The sequence below is a fragment of the Paenibacillus sp. CCS19 genome (assembly GCF_033239625.1).
GTDB lineage: Bacteria > Bacillota > Bacilli > Paenibacillales > Paenibacillaceae > Paenibacillus_T.
This window is the reverse complement of record NZ_BTCK01000061.1, coordinates 13,500-34,011: the sequence shown is the minus strand read 5'-3', so window position 1 is coordinate 34,011 and position 20,512 is coordinate 13,500. Positions and strand designations below refer to the sequence as shown.

Sequence of the window (20,512 nt, the reverse complement as noted above, 5' to 3'; positions counted from 1 at the left end):
TTTTGTATTCTGAAACACCAGTTATAGCGTAGGGTTGACAAGTTTCGTTCATATCAGCGATCGTAAGAACATTCGCATGCGCAGATCGTTTTAGCGTCTAAGCCATTAACCTACACTGCTCCATCACCAGCGTTCTAAAAATCCCCCCACCCATCTCAAGATAATCGTCCTACCTCAACCCCGCCGTTTCAAGCTATGATAGAATGGGCGGATTTTGTCCCCGCTTCCGCAATCCGCAGTCAGCAAAAGATGAACTAGAGAAAGGGTGGAGCGTCCGCGCCTATGCCGATCAAATGGCTGAACAACATCACCTTCAAGAACCGGATTATCGTCATCTTCCTGATCAGCAGCTTAACCCCGTTTATTTGTCTTGGCTTCATTTCCTTCTATACGATCGATTCGATCATCGGCAATAAAGTCGAAAGCGCCCTGCAGAGCAACCTGAAGCAGGATCTCATGACGCTCGAGAATATGCTTAACAACCTTAATCACGTCTCCCAACAGTTCGCTTACGGCGGCGGCACGATCAAGCTGCTCGAGCAGTTAGGGGAGGCGAAGGAGCCGTACGAGAAGCTGCGCCTCAACAACGAGATTCGCAGCGAGCTCAACATCATCACCTTCTCCAACCCGAACATCGGGCTGATGATGTACTACGATCCTAATTCCGAGCAATACTCGTTCGAGAATTTCCGCATTCGCGGCGACTTCAAGCCCGAATCGCTGCCGCTGCTCGCGGACTTCTCGGAGATTCAATACTACGGGCCGCATCTGAGCTACAACGGCTCGATCAATCAATACGTGTTCAGCATTATGCGCAAGGTGAGTCTGCTGGACCGAGATATCTATCTGTACATCGAGTCCGGGCGCAACGCGCTGACATCGTTGTTCGCCCCGCAGAATCGGAAGGACAGCTCGCGCAGGCTGCTGCTGCTCGATCCATCCGGCCGCATCGCCTTCAGCGAGGCAGCAGAGGACTTCACCGTACAGCAGATGTTCCCCGTGACCGATCCCGACGTGAAGTCGGGCTACTCCGGCGGCTACTTCTGGAACAAGGAAGTGAGCAACCAAGGCTGGAGCATCGTCAGCATTGTGCCGGAGAAGGAGCTCAATCAAGAGCGGAACCGTTGGCTGCTGCAAATCTCGGGCATTTTCCTCCTGTTCATGATCGTCGCGCTCTTCTTTGCTTGGCTGCTGTGGAAGATGGTATACCGGCCGCTCGACAAGTTCCACAAGGAGATCAAGTCGCTCATCGACTCGAACGATAAGGAACACAATGAGAAGACGTACATACCGGAGTTCGATTATCTGCTCTACCAGACGCGCAGCATGAAGGGCAAGATATGGGCACTGTATGAAGAGGTCGAGCAGAAGGAGAAGCGGCGCGCCGACCTGGAGGTCGAGAAGCTGCTCTACCAGATCAATCCGCACTTCCTCATGAACACGCTCGATACGGTACACTGGCTCGCCGTCATGAACGGTCAGAAGGACATCGACAAGCTGGTGCTCAGCTTGAATAAGCTCCTCTATTATAATCTTGGCAAAATGGGCGAGACATCGACGATCGGCGACGAGATCGAAGCGCTCAAGGAATACCTCCAGCTGCAACAAATTCGATACGACTTCCGATTCGACGTCGATATCGATGTGGATGAGAAAAGCTTGGCCATCCAGAGTCCGCGCTTCCTGCTCCAACCGATCGTTGAGAACGCGCTTTATCACGGCGTCAGCGATGACGGATACATCTATGTCGGCGCAGCGCTGCAAGAGGACGGCCTGCAAATTACGATTCAAGACAACGGTGCAGGCATGTCCAAGGAAACGATCGATCAACTGCTGAACGAGGCCACCGACGATGGGCACAAGGCGGGTATGGGCATCGGCATGAAATATGTGAAGCGCATCATTAAAGCGAACTACGGCGACGAGTCGAGACTGCAGATCCGCAGCGAGCCGGGCAAAGGAACGGTCGTGACGCTCCGCCTGCCGCTGCCGGCCAAGACGCTTGCCCTTCCTTCTACGAAAGAGACAGCAGCCGGAGGTGAACAACCCTTATGATTCGAGTGTTAATTGTTGACGATGATAAGCTGGTACGCAAAGGGCTCATCTCCTCCATGCCGTGGCAGGCATGCGGAATGGAGATTGTGGGCGAAGCAAACAACGGCGAGAATGCGCTGAAATTTCTTGAGCAGAACCCTGTCGATCTGCTGATCACCGACCTTGCGATGCCCGTTATGTCGGGCATCGAGCTCATCCGAATCGTTCGCGATCAGTATCCCGATATGCAGATCGTCGTGCTCTCGCTGCATCAAGATTTCGAATATATCCAAGAAGCGCTCCGATTAGGTGCGATTGACTATATTGCCAAAACACAGCTCGAACAAGAACAGTTCGAGGAGGTGCTCGGGCGCATCGTGAAGCTGATGGATCGCAAGGCTGGGGCGAGAAGCAAGGCTGCCCAGCCGGAAGAAGGAGCGTTCGCAGCGAAAGGCTCGCTGCACGTCTACTATGCGTTTCATCCCGAGGATGAAGCAGTGCAGCTCGGCATTCCGGCTGAAGCCGTGGAAGCGGAACCGGGCATCTGGTACACCAACGCAGAGCAGCAGCCACAGTCCAAGTCACGAGCTGCCTCGAACGCATCGCAGCACCCGAGCGCTGCTCATGTACATTTTGTCGGACTCGACGGCATGGACCGCAAGTCGATACTCCAGCTCGTTCGCGCATACGGCAGGCAGGACTTATTCTACGATCATCATGCGCTGACAGCCGAGCCGATCCAGATCGATGCGGCCGTCTACGCCGAGGCCCAGGACAAGGAGATCGACAGCCCGCCGCTTGATCAGATCAAGGAGAAGTGGGGCGCTGCGGACTGGATCTACGCGGACGCTGTGTTCCAAGCGCAGTTAACGGAGCTGAAGGCGCTCAAGCTGCCGCCTGTCCGGCTCGCCCGTATTTTCTACTCGCTATCCGATGAGTGGAATCGACTGTATCAGGCGATTCTGGCAGAGCCTATCATGATCGAAGATTTCTTCGCGAGCTGGTACAGCTTCGAGCAATGGCTCCTGCAGGTTAGAGAGCGGATCAGCCGCGCGGCCGCGAAGCCGCTGTTCTCCCCGGAGATTCAGAACAGCATCGTGAAGGCGATGAACCTCGTCCAGCAGAACATCAGCAATCCGATCTCCTCGGCGGAGGTCGCCCAGCTGGTCAATATGAGCGGCAGCTACTTCAGCCAATGCTTCAAGCAATACGTCGGTCAGACGTACACCGACTATGTGAGGGACATTCGCATCGAGCGGGCGAAGGAGTACTTGCGCAGCACGACTAGGACCATTCAATGGATCGCGGAGCAGATCGGCTACAGCGACGAGAAATATTTCAGCCGCTTATTCCGGGAGCATGCAGGCATCCTGCCGAGCGAGTATCGGCAGCAATCGGCGGAAGGTCAGCGCAAATAGCGGCATATGGCAGCCAATAGGGTAGAAGGCGTGCGAAAACAGGGTAGACAGTTTTCGCACGCTTTTTGTATAGCGGCAACAAAGTTCTACCCTCATTGCGGAGGGCGCTCTATCTCAGGCACAGCGGATACGGTGCTAAGATGGGAACTGTCAAAGAACACAAGCGAAGACGATACAAGGGGGATGCATATGAAGAAGGCTATTTTGTCCGGATTAGCACTGCTTGTTGTAGCCGCGAGCGTAACGGCATGCGGCGGCAGCGATAACAAGAGCAATGAAGATGCAGCATCGTCTAACAGCGGCACAGACACCAAGACGACAGAGACGACGCCAGTTAAGGAAGAGACGGCGGCAGAGGAAGTCATTGATCCATTCGCCAAATTCGCAGAGCCGACGGAAGTGTCGATCGGCCGCGCGATCGATCCGAACTACAAGTACGACGGCACGGATACGGCGGAAGATAACGTGTACACGCGCTGGCTGAAAGACAAGTACAACATCGTCATTAAGCACGCATGGGAAGCCGCATCGGGCAACGACTATCAACAGAAAGTCAGCCTCGCGATTTCGAGTAACGATCTGCCTGACGCGCTCGTCGTCAACGAAACGCAGCTTCGCCAGATGGTGAAGGCCGGCCAGCTTGCGGACCTGAGCGATGTGTATGACAAATATGCAAGTCCGGAATTGAAAGCGGTATACGATTCCAACCCTGGTCTGCTCGACAGCGTCACGTTCGACGGCAAATTGTATGCGCTGCCAGAGACGACCCTGCCATCGGCGCCAATGACTTGGATTCGTAAGGATTGGCTCGACAAGCTGAACCTGGAAGCGCCGAAGTCGCTTGATGACCTAGGCAAGATCGCGCAAGCGTTCATCGATAACAAAATGGGCGGCGACAAAACGGTCGGCATCGTCGGTACGCAGCAGGGCGGTTCGCTCTCGTCCAACTTCTTGGCATCCACGGACCACTGGTACAACTTCGCGCCGCTGTTCTTCGCGAATGACGCTTTCCCGGGCATCTGGGTGAAGGATAAAGACGGCAACGCGGTATACGGCTCGATCACGGAAGAGACGAAGAATGCGCTCGCCATGATGAAGGACTGGTACGCGAAAGGCATTCTAGACAAAGAGCTTGGCATTCGCAAATCGACGGCGGAGGTTGTTGCAAGCGGTCAGACCGGCATCTTCTTCGGTCCATGGTGGTCGGCGTATAACTTGGCGGACTCCATGAAGAACGATCCGAATGCGAACTGGAGACCGTACATCGCACCGCTCGACGCGGCAGGCAAATATAACTCCAACCAAGCAACGGGCTCGAGCTATATCGTCGTAAGCAAGAAGGCGAAGCACCCAGAGGCTGTGATCAAAATGACGACGCTGCACAAATGGGGCAAGGACGAAGAGTACAAGACGCTGACGGCCGGCAAAGAAATGACTTCTCAAGAGGTGCCGCTGTTCCTCATTCTCGGAGCGGGCGACCAGCTGGAATATGCGGTCAACAACCTGCGCAAATTCCTCAAGGACGAGATCAAGCTCGAGGACTTCGACCAAATCAACTATGGCTGGGCTTATGAGATGGCAACGCATGCCAAAGCGATCAAGAAAGATCCAGTCGACAACTACGACATTCAATATTTCGACCAGCAGGCGGATACAGGCTTCTTCACGCACATCTATGCCCATCTGAACGGCGGCTCCACGTTCGTCGACGCGGACATCAACTGGGTACGCAGTATTGCAACCGCTCAGACGAAGACGATGGAATCCCGCTGGACGAACCTCAAGAAGCTCGAAGACGAGACGTTCTTCAAGATCATCATGGGTACGGACGACATCAGTGCGTTCGATGCGTTCGTCTCGAAGTGGAAGGATCAAGGCGGCGACAAGATTACGGAAGAAGTTAACGAGCTGAAATAGGGACGACCAAGACGAGCGCTTGTCGCTCGTCTTGCTTTTCTCACAGTAGTGGAGGTGGAGAGCGGATGATACCTAAGAGCTTCTCGAAACATTTTTATATCATGCTGATTCCCGGTCTGATCTGGCTGGCCTTATTCAATCTCTATCCCATGTACGGCGTCCTGACGGCGTTCAAGGAATTTAATCCGGGCGTGGGCATATGGAAATCCCCTTGGGTGGGGATGGAGAACTTTCAATACATGTTCGAGCTCGATGACAGCAAGATCGTGTTCCGGAATACGGTTCTGATCGCTTTTGCCAAAATGGTCGGTAACCTCGTCGTGCCGTTCGTCTTCGCCCTCATGCTTAACGAGGTGAAGAATCGGCTGCTGACGCGTACCGTTCAGACGATCGTGTACCTGCCGCACTTCTTGTCTTGGGTTATCGTGGCAGGCATGATGCTGGACATCTTCTCGTATTCAGGTCCAGTCAATCAGGTGCTCTCGGGCCTCGGGCTGGAACCGATTATGTTCTTCGGCAATGCGCACATCTTCCCGGCGCTCGTCGTCGGCAGCGATGTGTGGAAGGAATTCGGCTTCAACGCGATTATTTTCTTCTCGGCACTGACCGCGATCAACCCTGAGATGTATGAGGCGGCGGCCGTCGATGGCGCTTCCCAGTGGAAGCGGCTGATCAAGATTACGATTCCGAGCATTATTCCGGTAGCGGCGCTGCTGGCGACGCTCAGCCTGGGCAGCATTCTGAATGCAGGCTTCGATCAAATCTTCAACATGTACAATCCATCCGTCTACTCGACGGGCGATATCGTGGATACGTGGGTATACCGTGCAGGCTTGATTGACTTCCAGTACGGACTTGCGACAGCTGTCGGATTGCTGAAATCGGTTGTCGGACTTGTGCTCATCACGATTTCGTATACGCTCGCTTATCGATTCGCGAATTATCGAATTTTCTAATAGAGAGGTCGATCGACATGGTTACGGAACGCTCGATTACATCCAGATTGTTCAACGGTCTGAATCTCGCGCTGTTAATCGTTATGATGCTGTTGTGCCTCCTTCCCGTATGGTACACGTTGTCCATCTCGCTGAGCGACAAAGCGTCGGCGGCAGCAGGGCAAGTGTTCTTGTGGCCCAAAGGATTCACATGGGGGTCATACGCGACGATTATGAAGGACGATCAGTTCTTCCAATCGTTCTGGATCTCGATCCAACGGGTCGTATATGGCGCAGTGATCGCATTTTTCGTTATTTTGCTGATGGCGTACCCGCTGTCGAAGTCGTCCAAGGAGTTCAAGCCGCGGAATATCATCATGTGGCTGCTCGTGTTCGCGATGCTGTTCAACGGCGGCTTGGTGCCCTGGTATCTGACGATGCAGTCGCTTGGCATGATCAATAACATTTGGGGCTTGGTGCTTGGCGGCGGACTTCCGGTATTCAACGTCATTCTCGTTATGAACTACCTCCGCAATATGCCGAAGGAGATGGAAGAGTCGGCGATGATCGACGGTGCGGGTCCTTGGCGCATTCTGTTCAGCGTCTGCCTGCCGCTCTCGGTGCCGGTGCTCGCGACGATTATGGTGTTCACGATCGTGTACCACTGGAATGAGTTCTTCCAAGCGCTTGTGCTGATGAATAAAGCGGAGCATTATCCGCTGCAATCGTATATACGGCAAGTTGCGGTCGTGATCGACCCGACGAAGATGGATGAGGAGACGGTGAAGCGGATGTCGGACCTGTCCAACCAGACGCTTAACTCGGCGAAGATCTTTATTTCCATGCTGCCGCTGCTCGTGATTTATCCGTTTTTGCAGAAGTATTTTGTCAAAGGCATTACGCTTGGTTCGGTTAAGGGATAGTTTCGGCTCAAGGGATAGAGGAGGACATAAACGATGTTAACGAGTGAGGCGATTAGCCCGGATAAGGTGCAGGACAATGCAGGTACGCGAGGGGGCTATACGAATTCGCTGGGTGCCGCTCTTGGTGTGGTGCGTGAGGAACGTGGTGTAGTTGTTCGTGCGGAGCAGGGAAGCGTTGCTGTGCAGATCGTTCGCAGCGGCTTGATTCGCGTGAAGCTGTTCATTGGCGGGGCCGGTGAACAGCGTGAGGCTGCGGGTGCGGGTGGAACGACGCTGGATATGGCTTCGACGGTGGCGATTGTGCCGGACGCTGGGGACGGTGCGAATTGGACGGTAGTCGAAGAGGATGCGGCGTTCCGGGTATCGACGGATACGGTCAGCGTGGCGGTAGCGAAGAGTGACTGCTCGATTCGATTCGAGGACGCAGACGGCGGCTCGGTGTTGGCACATCAACGAGAGCTTGCGTGGAATGAGGGGCAGGCCGTGACTGGCGTGTTCGCCGCGACGGCGGATGTGCACTATTACGGCTTGGGCGAGAAGACGGGCAGCCTTGATAAGCGCGGCGAGCGCTATGAGATGTGGAACAGCGACGTGTATGCGCCGCATGTGCCGGAGATCGAAGCGCTGTACCAGTCGATTCCGCTGCTCGTTGTGCGTGAACCGAACGCTGCTTACGGCATTTTCCTCGATAACCCGGGTCGGACGTTCTTCGATATGCGCAGTGAGTCGGATGCTTATGTGATCCAATCGGAAACGGGCAGTTTCGATTACTACTTCATTGCGGGTCACCAATTGAAGGATGTTGTGAGAGGTTATACCTCGCTCACGGGTCGAATGGAGCTGCCGCCGCATTGGGCGCTTGGTTATCATCAATCGCGCTACAGCTATATGTCGCAGGATGAGGTGCTGGAGCTTGCCCGCACGTTCCGCGAGAAGCAGATTCCGTGTGACGTCATCTACCTGGACATTCACTATATGGAAGGCTACCGTGTGTTCACTTTTGATCCGGTACGTTTCCCTGATCCGAAGGCGATGATCGCGGAACTGAAGCAGATGGGCATTCGCATCGTGCCGATCGTCGATCCGGGCGTCAAAGTAGATATGAACTATGAGGTGTTCAAGCAGGGAACGGCGGAAGGTTATTTCTGTCTGAATGCGGAGGGGGTGCCGTTCGTTGGTCCGGTCTGGCCGGGGCAGAGCGTGTTCCCGGATTTCACGGAGGACCAAGTATCCCAGTGGTGGGGCGACCTGCACCAGTTTTACACGGAGATGGGCATTGAAGGCGCATGGAATGACATGAACGAGCCGGCTGTCTTCAATGAGAGCAAGACGATGGATGTGGAGACGCTGCATCGCAATAATGGGAAGCCGGTTACGCATGGGGATGTTCATAACCTGTACGGACTGCTCATGTCCAAGGCGACGTTCGAGGGACTCGGCCGTCATCTCGATGGCAATCGTCCATTCGTGCTGACGCGGGCCGGCTACGCTGGCATTCAGCGGTATGCTGCCGTCTGGACAGGCGACAATCGCAGCTTCTGGGAGCATATGGCGCTTGCGATGCCGATGGTGCTTAACCTCGGTCTGTCGGGCGTATCGTTCGCGGGACCGGACATCGGCGGCTTCGCGCATCATTGCAGCGGCGAGCTGCTGGCGCGCTGGACGCAGATGGGCGCGCTGTTCCCCTACTGCCGCAACCACAGCGAGCTGCGGTCGATTCGGCAGGAGCCGTGGAGCTTCGGGCCGGAGATCGAAGCGATCTGCCGCGAATATATCGGGCTGCGCTACCGGCTCATGCCGCTCATCTATTCGGTATTCCGCGAGTCGGCGCAGACGGGCCTGCCCGTCATTCGTCCGCTTGTGCTGGAATACCCGGATGATTCGAACGTGACGAATCTATGCGACCAGTTCCTGCTGGGCGATCAGCTGCTGGTGGCGCCGATCTACCGTCCGGGCACCGATCATCGCGCGGTCTACCTGCCAGCAGGCGTCTGGTACGATTATTGGACAGGCGAGAAGCTGGAGGGCGGCCGCCATGTGCTCGCGCATGCGCCGCTTGAGACGATGCCGATCTATGTGAAAGCGGGCGCTGTTATTCCGCGTGCTGCCGGGTCTGCGGTGGCACAGTCTTCGGCGGAGCTCTCCGGCGTTCTTGCTGGCGAGTTGGCGTTTGATATTTACGGTGGTAGTGGCATCGGCGGCGATTCTTCGACGTTCGAGCATTATGAGGATGATGGCTTAACGGTCAGTTATCGTTCGGGGGCGTATAATCTGACGCGGTTCACGGTGAGCGTAGCTTCGGAACAGCTGGCTCTTGCGATTGAGCCGCTGCATGCGGGCTTCGATGGAGCGGGCAGCAGCAAGCGTTGGACGCTGACATTCAAGCAGCTGTCGTGGACGCCGCGCGAGGTGCTTGGCTTGCCTATGGATGCGGCTGCTGGAGCACAGTTGGGAGCGAATGCACGTGATGAGAGCTGGTTCTACGATGAAGCTTCGCAAGAGTTGACGATCGTCATCGATCGTCCGGTTAACGGATTAAATCTCGTCATTCGCGCTTAGACAGGAATGGATGGTGTTAAGATGCGCAGGACTTGGAAATGGCTGATCGCGATGCCGCTCCTTGTATCCATGGTCGGCCTGACCGCCTGCTCGGCAGGGGAGGAGACAGCGATGCAGAAGGAACCGGTTAAGGAGACGGCTGATTCGCAGCAGCAGAGCAGCGTCGGTCGGGTGCCGACACCTGATTGGGCGGCGAAGGCCGTCATGTACGAAGTGAATGTGCGGCAGTATACGAAGGAGGGCACTTTCTCGGCATTCGAACAGCATTTGCCTCGGCTCAAGGAGCTTGGCGTCGACATCCTATGGTTCATGCCGATCTATCCGATCTCGCATACGAAGCGAAACGGTACAGTAGGCTCTCCCTATGCGGTGGATGACTATAAAGCGGTTAATCCCGATATGGGTACGGCTGATGACTTCAAATCGCTGGTGAATAAGGCGCATGAGCTCGGCTTCAAGGTGATGCTCGACTGGGTGGCTAACCATACAGGCTGGGACAATCCATGGCTGGCGAACCAAGGCTGGTATACGACCGACGAAGCGGGCAATGTCGTGATGCCGCCGAATACGAACTGGTCCGATGTAGCGGACCTGAACTACGAGAATGCAGATATGCAAGCCGCGATGCTGGACGCGATGAAATATTGGGTGAGCGAGTTCGATATCGACGGCTACCGCGCGGACTATGCGGGCGGCGTGCCGAAGGCGTTCTGGGAGCAGGCACGAGTTGAGCTGGAGAAGCTGAAGCCGTTGTATATGCTGGCAGAAGACGATCAGCAGATTAGTTTGCTCAGCCATGCGTTCAACTCGAACTACGGCTGGCAGCTGTACAACACGATGAACCGTCTGGCAAAGGGGCAAGGCGATGCGCGGCAGGTGGCATCGTATGCGGATCGTCTCGCGAAGAGCTTCCCGTCGGGCACATATCCGCTCAACTTCACGTCCAACCATGATGAGAATGCATGGACGGGGACCGAGTACGAGCGGCTTGGCGATGCAGTGAAGACGATGGCGGCGCTCAGCTTCACGCTGCCTGGCATGCCGCTTATCTACTCGGGGCAGGAAGCGGGTCTGAACCGGCGTCTGCCGCTGTTCGAGAAGGATGAAATCGGCTGGGGCGATCTCGCGATGCAGACATTCTATAAGAGTCTCGTCGATCTGAAGCACAACAACGAGGCGCTGTGGAACGGCAGCGCAGGCGGGGTGTTTCATACACTCGAGGCAGGCGACAACCATGTGCTAGCGTTCGAGCGGACGAAGAACGACAACACGGTCGTTGTCGTGATGAACCTGTCTGCGGAGCAAGTAGCGACGAGCGTGAAGCTTGACGCGGCGCTGGCGGGCGCGTACACGACGCAGAGCGGCGGGACGGCGGAGCTGAAGGCGGAGCAAGCGGTCGATCTCGCGCCTTGGGCGTACGAGATTTATGTGAATCAGTAGATAGTGCCATTCGTAAGAGGCTGTTACCTCCGTTCATTGTGTGAACAATGAGCGGAGGGACGGCCTCTTTTTGATATATGGAGGGGTTGGAGAGTCAGAGGGTTATTATCGGAGTTTGTTGTCCCTGGGCGGTTGAAATATTTCTCGCGAATGCAGCAAGTTGACCTCGATAGTACTCCCTTAAGCACGCACGCAACCGTTAGAACGCCAAACGCCATCATTTCGACGTAATAGCCACTATAGTAACCGTTACAGCTCGCCGTTCAACGGAGACGTGCCACTTCCTCGTTCTTAGTATTGAAGAGCGTTTACGTTGAGATTCATTGCAGTTCCGTCCGTTGTATAAACATACACTTCCCAGTCACCGGAGAGGCCAACGGCTGAGGCGGCGAGTTCAGTAAATGATCTCAGCTTACCCGAACCTGCGGCAACATCGACCGTTTCGAGTTGTTCGCCGTTGCGAGTGACATCGAATTTCACTGTTCCAGTACCGTTATTCGAAATATAGATGTTAAGGTTACGGCCATTCTCGGGTGCGGTCGAGAACTCGTTATAGTAAGCACCTACACCTGTGTGCGTGACTTGTGAAATCAAAGCTGTATGAAAAGACTCGGTGATTGGACCGATGAATGTTGTGATGTGCTGTTGAATATTGCTTTGTTCGGTACTTGCGACCTCTCTAACTGGCTGTTGAGTGGATCTGCTATTGGTCGAGGCTGAAATTATTACGGATAAGAGCAGTAAAACTGCTGTGAAAGTTGTACCGATTACAGTGGACTTCTTAACCATTAATCCTCCTATGAGAAAAGTGAGTTAGTGTTATATATACTAATATACCACTTTCTGGGTGGTTATAAAGTGGAGGGGCTTCGGAAAGCGCGTAAGACGGTGCGGTATATGTAACGGTTGTGGTTATGCTTATTTCGCATTGCAGGGCCGCATTCACATTCTTGCGGTTGCCATAGTGCTTTTTTCACCTGAATGCAGCAGAATGACCTCGATCGTACTCTCATGGCACGCATGCAACCGTTAGAACGCCAAACGCCGTCAATTCGACGAAACAGCCACTGTTGGAACCGTTATAGTTCGATGAAGGACGGCGGGATTTTGTCTTTCTGAGGATAAAACGTGTGGACAAGCACCAAATCAATTAAACTAAATAACAAATAAACATCGAATACGGGGGACTAGCGGTTATGAATTTGGCACAAGAGCTCGAAAAATTGAATATTAAACATGCGATCAAAGGCGAGGTAACAACGGAATTAAGGAACATTCTGCTTAAGCTTACCAAGGAGCGGCTGAGTGAACTCGCTTCAAGCTATAATGTGCCGGGACGATCCAAGATGAACAAGTCGGAGCTGGCTGATGCATTAATGGAGCGAATTGCAGATGGGAATGAGGTCAGTATTGCGTTTCAGGTTGCCAGACCGAACGATTGGGAGCTTGCTACGCGACTGCTCCAAGTACCCTATCTGCATGATGACGGCATCGTGCCGGGGCAATATGTATCGCTTATGAATCGCGGCATGCTGTTCTCCTTCTATTCGGATGAGAAGCTTACCTACCTGATTCCGTCCGAGATCCAAGAGGCGTACCGTCAGCTTCCGTTCAGCGAATTCATGGACTCGCGAGATCGTTGTCAGTTAGTTAGTCAGTATATTGATGCATGCGTCAATTTATATGGCGTTTGTTCCATCGGCACGGTATATGAAATTTATCTCGCGCAGCACACGAGTGATGAATCTATGACGCCCGAGGAGTTTGCGGGTTCAGCGAAGCTGTTAATGAGCGATCAGCAGACATGGTTCTTTGAAGACGGGAAATTTATTAGCGAAGGGGTAGACGGTGAGGAGGAATTGGAGTCGCTCCTGAATGGCTTCGAGAGTAAGCCCCATTACATTCCGGACAAGGAACTGTTCTTGAAATATGCGGACAACCTTTATTACGAATGGACGCCTCAGCTTGAGGGCTTGAAGTCTTATCTGTTAAAGAGCTTCCCGAAGCATAAAGCGTTGATGGACGACCTTGTGGACGATATTCAACTCGTATGTTCAATGGATGAACCACTGGACGAGGTCATCTATGAGCTTGAACGAAGAGAGCTGGAATTTAATACGGAAGCGCAGTTTGAACAGTTCATTAAGCTTGTAATTGAAGTGAAGAACAATACGAGACTGTGGGCGAATCAAGGCTATACGCCTAATGAGTTCAGTCAGCTCTTTGGCGAACGCAAGCCATCCTCTGCTTCAGCCGTCAAAGTCGGCAGAAACGACCCTTGCCCATGCGGCAGCGGCAAGAAATACAAGAAGTGCTGCATGTAAGGTAGTTCAAAAAGTCCGAGCCTTCTCGGTGCTGAAAACCGAACTTTTTGAACACGCATTATAAGGGATACAAAAGAGTAGAGAATTTTACCCCCCTATCATGGAAATGTGAATCTTATGCATCACAGAGGCGGGAACTATAATCGAATTGTAAAGAAGATTTCACATTATCGATCAGGGGGTCATCGAATGAAGAAGTCGATTTATCTAGGTATTACGCTTATCCTTGCAGCTTCCACGGTTCTGAGCGCTTGCGGCGACAAGGACGACAAATCCTCCACAGAGACAGACACGACGCAGACTGCAACGACGACGGATACAACGGAGAAAACGGAAACGCCGGCTAAGGAAGAAGAGCCGAAGAAAGAAGAAGCAGAACCATTCACCGTATCGCTTCGCCACATCCAAGTTGCGGACGCACAGAAGTTCCGCAAAGCGATTCTGGATGACGTTGTGAAGAAAACAGAAGCGGATGTGCCGGGCCTGACGATCGAGCTCGACGGCGTAGAGGACCAAGTCAACCGGTTCACGAAGCTTCCGGCTGAGATGGCAGCAGGCAACCCACCGAAGATCTTCGACTTGTTCGGCGGCGCGGGCGACGCGCTCAAATATGCGAAGGCAGGACGCTTGCTCGATCTGACCCCAATTATTGCAGAACTCGGCATCGGGGATAAGTTCCTTAACTTGAACCAATTCACGCTGGACGGCAAAGTATACGGCCTGCCGATCGGCGGCAGCACGGAAGGTTTCTTCTACAGCAAACCGCTGTTCGAGAAATACGGCATCAAAGAGCCGACCACTTGGGACGAGCTCGAAGCTGCGGCGGATACGCTGAGCAAAAATAAAATTACGCCGTTCGCAATGGGCTCCAAAGGCGCATGGGTACCGAACATGCTCGTCAACACGCTCATCGGACGTTACGCAGGACCGGAAGCGATCGACGGCTTCCCAGCCGGATCGCAAGCGTGGAACTCGCCGGAGGTCGTAGCGGCATTCTCGAAATATCAAGAGTGGGAGAAGAAGGGCTACTTCACGAAAGGCGAGCTTGGTCTGGAGTATGCTGACATGCTCAACCAATTCGTTACGGGCAAAGCAGGCATGATGTTCGACGGCAGCTGGCGTTCGTCCGTGTTCAAGGATCAAGCGCAAGCCGGCGATCTGACGAACAAAGTTGGCTTCTTCACAATGCCGGGCGTGCCGAACGGCAAAGGCAACCAATTGGCGGTTAACGGTAACTACAGTAACGGTTATGGCTTCTCTGCCGATCTGAAACCGGAAGAACTGACGGCTGTAAAAGCGTTCATTAAGAACCTGTACAGCGAAGAAATGCAGCTTCGCGGCCTGCTCGAAGACGGCCTGCTGCCTTCGATGAAGCTGTCCGACGAATCGATCGCGAAGGTTGAAGATCCAATTGTTAAGCAAGTGATGCAAATTCTCGGCAACTCCGGTGGCGCATTCTCGCACTTCGACTCGACGGTAGCTTCTGACGTGTACAAAGAATCCGAATCGCAAATTCAGAAGCTGATCGCTGGCAAGTCGTCTGCGCAAGAAGTGGCGGATGCAATGCAGAAAGTACAAGAGAAAGCACTCGCCGCTGCGAAATAATTGACACCATCGGCCAATGCTTGATAGAGGCGTCGCCCGCCCGACACGCGGGCGACGCCTTTCTATCCTTATGAGGGGGCAAATCATGAAAAGCGCGCTGAAAAATCCCTATATATACGCGATGTTCGTTCTTCCGACCTTGCTGCTGTACTGCTTGTTCTTCATCTATCCGATGGCCTCTTCATCGTTCTATGCGTTCACCGATTGGAACGGACTCGAAGACTATAAGTTTATTGGATTCGACAACTTTACTACGGCATTCAGCGATCCAGATTTCCGCAACGCGATCGTTAATAATATGTACTTCATTTTGTTCTCCGTCTTCATTCAAGTGCCGCTTATTATTTTCTTTGCGATTCTCGTTGGTCATGTTAAACGGTTCCAGGGCTTCTATAAAACAACCGTATTCATTCCATCTATTCTGTCCACTTCCGTAATCGGCATCCTGTGGGGCTTCATCTATGAACCGGAGATCGGGCCGCTGAACAAGCTGTTGTCCGTATTCGGCATTGATCCGATCTACTGGCTGGCCGATACCAAATGGGCGATGTTTGCAGTTCTTGCAACCAATGCATGGCAGTGGATGGGCTTCTACATCGTACTCGTGTTAGCTGCGATTCTCGCCATTCCGAGAGAAGTGAATGAAGCAGCCGAAATCGACGGCGCAAGCGGCAGACAACGCGCGCTTCTCATTACAGTGCCGCTCATTCGTCCGATTATTTCCGTCGTCATCATGCTGTCGATCGCAGGCGCCATGCGCGTCGTCGATATCATTCTCGTCATGACGAAGGGCGGCCCGGTCGGCTCGACGGAAGTAATGGCTTCATATCTCGTGAACGAGGCAATGGGCGTCGATCCGAACTATGGATTCGGCACGGCGATTTCGCTTATTATTTTCGCCTTTGCGCTCGTTCTGACCGCGCTTTACCAGCTGACGCTCGGAAGAAATCAGGGAGGGAATGATTGATCATGCAAACTTTGCTTAAGCGCACCCAGCCTGCCGTTCGCAGCCGAGTCGCCGTCCCGAAGCCAGTAAAGCGGGTGCTCCCGCATGTTGTGTTGATGGTTTACGTGGCGATCATTCTGTTCCCGTTCATATTCGTTGTCTTCTCATCCTTGAAGCAGAGCAATCTTGAGATTGCAGCGCATCCGTTCGGCTTCCCGACGAAGCTGTATTTTCACAACTATGCGGAAGCTTGGGTAAAGGCCAAAATAGGTGTATACTTCTGGAACAGTTTATACTTATCATTATCATCGTCGGCAGTCGGCGTGCTGCTGGCTGCCGGAACGGCATTCGCGCTCACGCGGATGAAGCTGCTTCGTATGAGCAAGGTAATTTATCAATTCGTACTGATCGGGATGCTTATTCCCGGCAACGTACTGTTCATCGCACAATATATGCTCGTCATGAAGATGGGCATTCTGAATACGCACTGGGCGCTGTTTCTGCCGTATACGGCGGGCGCGCTGCCATTGAGCGTCTTGCTGATCGCAGCATTCATGCGGAATATTCCGACCGATCTAGAGGAAGCGGCTGTCGTAGACGGCATGGGGGCGATCCGTATGTTCCTTGTGCTCATTCTGCCGCTTACGATGCCGGCGCTTGTAACGGTATTCATCGTGAACTTCCTCGGCGTCTGGAACGAATATTTGCTCGCGAATTTCTTCATTAGTAAGGATTCGCTCCGAACGCTGCCGACAGGCATGGTCGGCTTCCGTGATTCGTTCCAGACGAATTACGCGCTTATCTGCACAGGCATCGTGTTCAGCGTGACGCCAGTGCTTGTCCTGTATGCTTTCTTGCAGGAGAAAATTATTGAAGGCATCACAGCAGGCAGCGTGAAGGGATAACGACCCATACGAGCGAACGATTATGAATGGCGTAACCAATCATCGAGAAGGAGCCGTGCAGCATTATGTCACTTCCATACAAACTGTTTGGCGCCTTTATGACGTTCATTATCGTTCCGCTCATCGCGCTCGGCTTCGCTCTATATATTCTGGTTACCAATATGATTGAAGAGAAATATTCCGGACAAGCCGAATTGACGCTCCGCGCGCTCACTCAGAGCGTCGGCTTCGTATTCGGCGAGATGAACAAGGTGACGGACAGCACCATAGCCAGCGATGCGATTCAAGAGATGCTCAATAACGGCTATGAGACGGATTTGAAGGAAATCGATTATTTGGACCTGAACAAGGTCCAGCGCAATTTCCGAGATTTGCTCATCAACCATCCGTCCGTCAGCTATGCCTTCATGTACACGCTCAACAACGAGCGGATCAACCGTATCTTCACCAAAGAGCACTTCCAGGCCATGCCGTTCGCTCAGTTCAAGAAGCAGGAGATCTACCAGCAGGTGCTTCAGCGCAATGGGCAGCCGGTCTGGGTGGGACCTTACGAATATCCGGAGCTGACAGGCGTCGATCCGGTATTTACGCAGATTCGAGTCGTCAAAGATATTGCTACGCTCAATGATAAAGGCATTCTGCTCGTTCAGATCAAGAACTCCGGCATCGAGTCGGTGTTCCGTTATTTTCGCTACAAGCAGAAGCAGAGCACAACGGAGTTTCTTATCGTAAACGGCAAAGGACTCATCATGTATGACAGCAGCGAGAAGCTGAACGGCAAGTTCATCGATCAATATGTGAAGAAACCGCTTGTTCTCGATACCACCTATCGAAGCGGCAGAGGCAAGTTCGACGGGCAGGACAGCGTCATCTCCAGCATCGGTGCCGGCATCGAGAAGGAAGACTGGTATCTCGTCTCCATTACGTCCTGGAAGTCGCTGTCGAGCGAGGTTGGCTTGTACTCCCGCTGGGTTGTCGGCATCCTGCTGTTCTGCGTATTGTCCGCCTGCTACTTCATTATGTTCTTCGCGAATCGGATCGCGAAGTCGATTCTCCAGACGGTCAAGTTCATGCGCCGCGTGGAGAGAGGAGATCTGAACGCGCGACTGCCGATCAAGGGGAACGACGAGACGGCGCTGCTGGCAAGGGGCTTCAACAGTCTCGTATCGCAGGTGTCGGAGCTGCTTACGGAAGTGAAAAGCGAGCAGGAGCGGAAGCGTCATGCCGAGCTGCAGGCACTCCAGGCGCAGATCAAGCCGCATTTTCTGTTCAATGCGTTGGAATCGATCAACGTGCTCGCCGTGCAGAACCAAGGCAAGAAGGTCAGCCAGATGGTAACGCGGCTAGGCAGCCTGCTTCGGATCAGCATTACGCAGCGGGAGCAGATCACCGTCGAGCAGGAACTCGATCATTTGCTTAGCTACTTAGGTATCCAGAAGTTCCGGTTCGAGGAGCTGTTCGACTTCGAGATCGATATTCCGCCTGAGCTGATGCGTTACGAGATGCTGAAGCTGACGCTGCAGCCGCTGGTCGAGAACTGCATCCAGCACGGCTTTGAGGGCATCGACTACATGGGCCATATTCGCGTGTCCGCACGTGAGGAGGGCGATGCGCTCGCCTTTTATATCGAGGATAATGGCATTGGCATTCCGCCGGAGCGGCTTCAGGCTTTCAACTATGATCGCCTGAACCAGATGAGGGACAGTCGGCATGAAGATTCGCCGCAGACAGGAGAGGCGCGGGGACTTGGCGTGTACAATGTCGCGGACCGGATCCGGATTCAATACGGCAGTCGGTATGGTCTGTTTATTTGCAGCGAGCAGGGCAAAGGGACAACGATGAAGTTCACCATTCCGAAGAAAGACATTGGGAGTGTTGCACATGAGACTGAAGGCGCTGCTCATTGATGACGAAGTGCATATTCTGAAGAACCTGCAGGTTGTCCTGCCATGGGATGAACTAGAGGTCGAAGTCGTTGGTTTAGCCAAAAACGGGGTGCAGGCGCTCGAGCTTGTATCGGAGCATCATCCGGACATCATTCTGTGCGACATCCGCATGCCCGTCATGGACGGCATCGCGTTCCTCGGCAAGCTGCGCGAACTCGGCGAAGAAGCGGAGGTCATCATGTTGACCGGCTACCAAGACTTCGAATATGCACGCTCGGTTATGAAGTTCGGCGTGCGCGATTACGTGCTTAAGCCGATTGATTATGAGGAGCTGACGAATATTATCGGAAGGCTCGCGGGCACGGTCCGCGAACGCAGGCGGGAGCGGAATGTGGCCCAGGCTCAGCTTGGCCAAGCGGTTCATCTCGTACACGAGAAGATGCTCTACGACATTCTGATGGACTATTCGTCCGTGCAGACGCAGTTCATGTTCGACGATGTGGAGGTCGATGCGAGCCGGTTCCGTTATATTCTGATGTTAGCCGATATCGACGACTACACCCACAAGTATCGGTTCACATCCGAGCAGGACCGGAAGCTGCGCAATTTTGCCGTTCGCAATGTGCTGCAGGATGCACTGCAAGGCGAAGAGCTGCATTATGCAGTGCTGCAGATGCGCGAGGGCGAATGGTGCATTGTGCTCGAGAAGAACGAGGCGGAGCCGGCCGTGCCGCAGACGAACGTACGGCATTGGGCGGAATTGCTGCAGGCTGCCGTCGAGAGCCACGTCGGCGTTAAGCTGTCCATCGGCGTGCATCCGCAGGAAATTCCGATTCAGGAGCTGTCAGCAACTTACCGTTCACTGCAGAAGACGGTGCATCTGGCGTCTGGCAAGGACCGCTCGATTCTGCTGTCCAGCGAAGGCGATGCAGTGACCGACGGGGAAGAGACGCTCTGGGCGACGCTCGAGCAGCTGGTGTCGTCGTTGAAACGCAACGACCGTGAAGCGGTGGAGTCGGTGCTTCAGCAGTTGACGGCTCGCGTTCAGTCGGTACCGGGGCGGTCGCTGGCGCATGCGGAGAAGCTGGTCCATTTTGCCGCGATGCATCTGATGCGGGAGATGCGCGATCTGAATGTGCTGTCCGCTGAAGAGGAGAAAGAAATCTGGACCGTCATGGAGCAGGCAACCCGCGTGAAGGATATGCTGGCCGTTGTCCGGCGCATTATGAACGCGAGCCTCGAATCGTCCATGAATCGCAAATCAGGCGATGTGCTTATGCATACGGCGAAGGATTATATCGGCACGCATCTGTCTCGCGACCTTGGCGTCGACGAGGTGGCAGGCAGTCTCGGCATTAGCGCGAGCTACTTCAGTCAGCTGTTCAAGCAGCATGTCGGCTGCACGTTCGTCGAGTATGTAACGGCAGAACGGATTACGCTTGCGAAGTCGCTGCTGCTCATGACCGATCGGAGCATTACCGATATCGGACGGTCGGTCGGCTATGCGGAACGGCGATATTTTACGAAAGTGTTCCATAAGATTACGGGCGAGATCCCGTCTGAATTTCGGGAGAAGAGGGCTGGCAAGAACAAGGAGCAGACATGGGGGGAGTAAACGTG

14 protein-coding genes are annotated in these 20,512 nt (G+C 53.8%); 13 read left to right on the top strand and 1 reads right to left on the bottom strand.

Features of this window, described 5'->3' with window-relative positions; translation table 11 throughout:
* Window positions 1-282 precede the first annotated feature (282 nt).
* The 7 genes from SBI19_RS26935 (at window position 283) to SBI19_RS26905 (ending at window position 11,226) form a co-directional block, all read left to right on the top strand.
* Window positions 283-2,055, top strand: coding sequence for a sensor histidine kinase (locus SBI19_RS26935; protein ID WP_317972618.1), 1,773 nt, complete (start codon window positions 283-285; stop codon window positions 2,053-2,055).
* Window positions 2,052-3,452: a response regulator gene (locus SBI19_RS26930; protein ID WP_317972617.1), complete on the top strand. Its 1,401-nt coding sequence runs from the start codon at window positions 2,052-2,054 to the stop codon at window positions 3,450-3,452. The genes SBI19_RS26935 and SBI19_RS26930 overlap by 4 nt, the downstream gene beginning before the upstream one ends.
* A 189-nt stretch (window positions 3,453-3,641) precedes the next feature.
* Window positions 3,642-5,369, top strand: coding sequence for an extracellular solute-binding protein (locus tag SBI19_RS26925; RefSeq protein ID WP_317972616.1), 1,728 nt, complete (start codon window positions 3,642-3,644; stop codon window positions 5,367-5,369).
* 65 nt (window positions 5,370-5,434) lie between these two features.
* Window positions 5,435-6,325 (top strand): ABC transporter permease, encoded by an 891-nt coding sequence (locus tag SBI19_RS26920; protein WP_317972615.1) that lies wholly within the window; start codon window positions 5,435-5,437, stop codon window positions 6,323-6,325.
* Between the two features lie 17 nt (window positions 6,326-6,342).
* Window positions 6,343-7,227, top strand: coding sequence for a carbohydrate ABC transporter permease (locus tag SBI19_RS26915; RefSeq protein WP_317972614.1), 885 nt, complete (start codon window positions 6,343-6,345; stop codon window positions 7,225-7,227).
* Between the two features lie 33 nt (window positions 7,228-7,260).
* The gene (locus tag SBI19_RS26910) at window positions 7,261-9,786 is read left to right on the top strand and encodes a glycoside hydrolase family 31 protein (protein ID WP_317972613.1); all 2,526 of its coding nucleotides are present in this window, start codon (window positions 7,261-7,263) and stop codon (window positions 9,784-9,786) included.
* 21 nt (window positions 9,787-9,807) lie between these two features.
* Window positions 9,808-11,226: an alpha-amylase family glycosyl hydrolase gene (locus tag SBI19_RS26905; RefSeq protein ID WP_317972612.1), complete on the top strand. Its 1,419-nt coding sequence runs from the start codon at window positions 9,808-9,810 to the stop codon at window positions 11,224-11,226.
* A 291-nt stretch (window positions 11,227-11,517) separates the two neighbouring features.
* Here SBI19_RS26905 and SBI19_RS26900 read toward each other — a convergent pair whose 3' ends face one another.
* The gene (locus tag SBI19_RS26900; RefSeq protein WP_317972611.1) at window positions 11,518-12,015 is read right to left on the bottom strand and encodes a hypothetical protein; all 498 of its coding nucleotides are present in this window, start codon (window positions 12,013-12,015) and stop codon (window positions 11,518-11,520) included.
* A gap of 407 nt (window positions 12,016-12,422) precedes the next feature.
* On the opposite strand from SBI19_RS26900, the gene SBI19_RS26895 reads away from it, so the two are divergent.
* The 6 genes from SBI19_RS26895 to SBI19_RS26870 all read left to right on the top strand — a co-directional run bounded on the left by SBI19_RS26895 (window position 12,423) and on the right by SBI19_RS26870 (window position 20,507).
* The gene (locus SBI19_RS26895; protein WP_317972610.1) at window positions 12,423-13,550 is read left to right on the top strand and encodes an SEC-C metal-binding domain-containing protein; all 1,128 of its coding nucleotides are present in this window, start codon (window positions 12,423-12,425) and stop codon (window positions 13,548-13,550) included.
* A 189-nt stretch (window positions 13,551-13,739) separates the two neighbouring features.
* The gene (locus tag SBI19_RS26890; RefSeq protein WP_317972609.1) at window positions 13,740-15,155 is read left to right on the top strand and encodes an extracellular solute-binding protein; all 1,416 of its coding nucleotides are present in this window, start codon (window positions 13,740-13,742) and stop codon (window positions 15,153-15,155) included.
* A gap of 85 nt (window positions 15,156-15,240) precedes the next feature.
* Window positions 15,241-16,122 (top strand): carbohydrate ABC transporter permease, encoded by an 882-nt coding sequence (locus SBI19_RS26885; protein WP_317972608.1) that lies wholly within the window; start codon window positions 15,241-15,243, stop codon window positions 16,120-16,122.
* Between the two features lie 2 nt (window positions 16,123-16,124).
* The gene (locus SBI19_RS26880; protein ID WP_317972607.1) at window positions 16,125-17,006 is read left to right on the top strand and encodes a carbohydrate ABC transporter permease; all 882 of its coding nucleotides are present in this window, start codon (window positions 16,125-16,127) and stop codon (window positions 17,004-17,006) included.
* 65 nt (window positions 17,007-17,071) lie between these two features.
* Window positions 17,072-18,913 (top strand): cache domain-containing sensor histidine kinase, encoded by a 1,842-nt coding sequence (locus SBI19_RS26875; RefSeq protein WP_317972606.1) that lies wholly within the window; start codon window positions 17,072-17,074, stop codon window positions 18,911-18,913.
* Window positions 18,888-20,507: a response regulator transcription factor gene (locus SBI19_RS26870; RefSeq protein ID WP_317972605.1), complete on the top strand. Its 1,620-nt coding sequence runs from the start codon at window positions 18,888-18,890 to the stop codon at window positions 20,505-20,507. The genes SBI19_RS26875 and SBI19_RS26870 overlap by 26 nt, the downstream gene beginning before the upstream one ends.
* The last annotated feature ends 5 nt before the right edge of the window (window positions 20,508-20,512 follow it).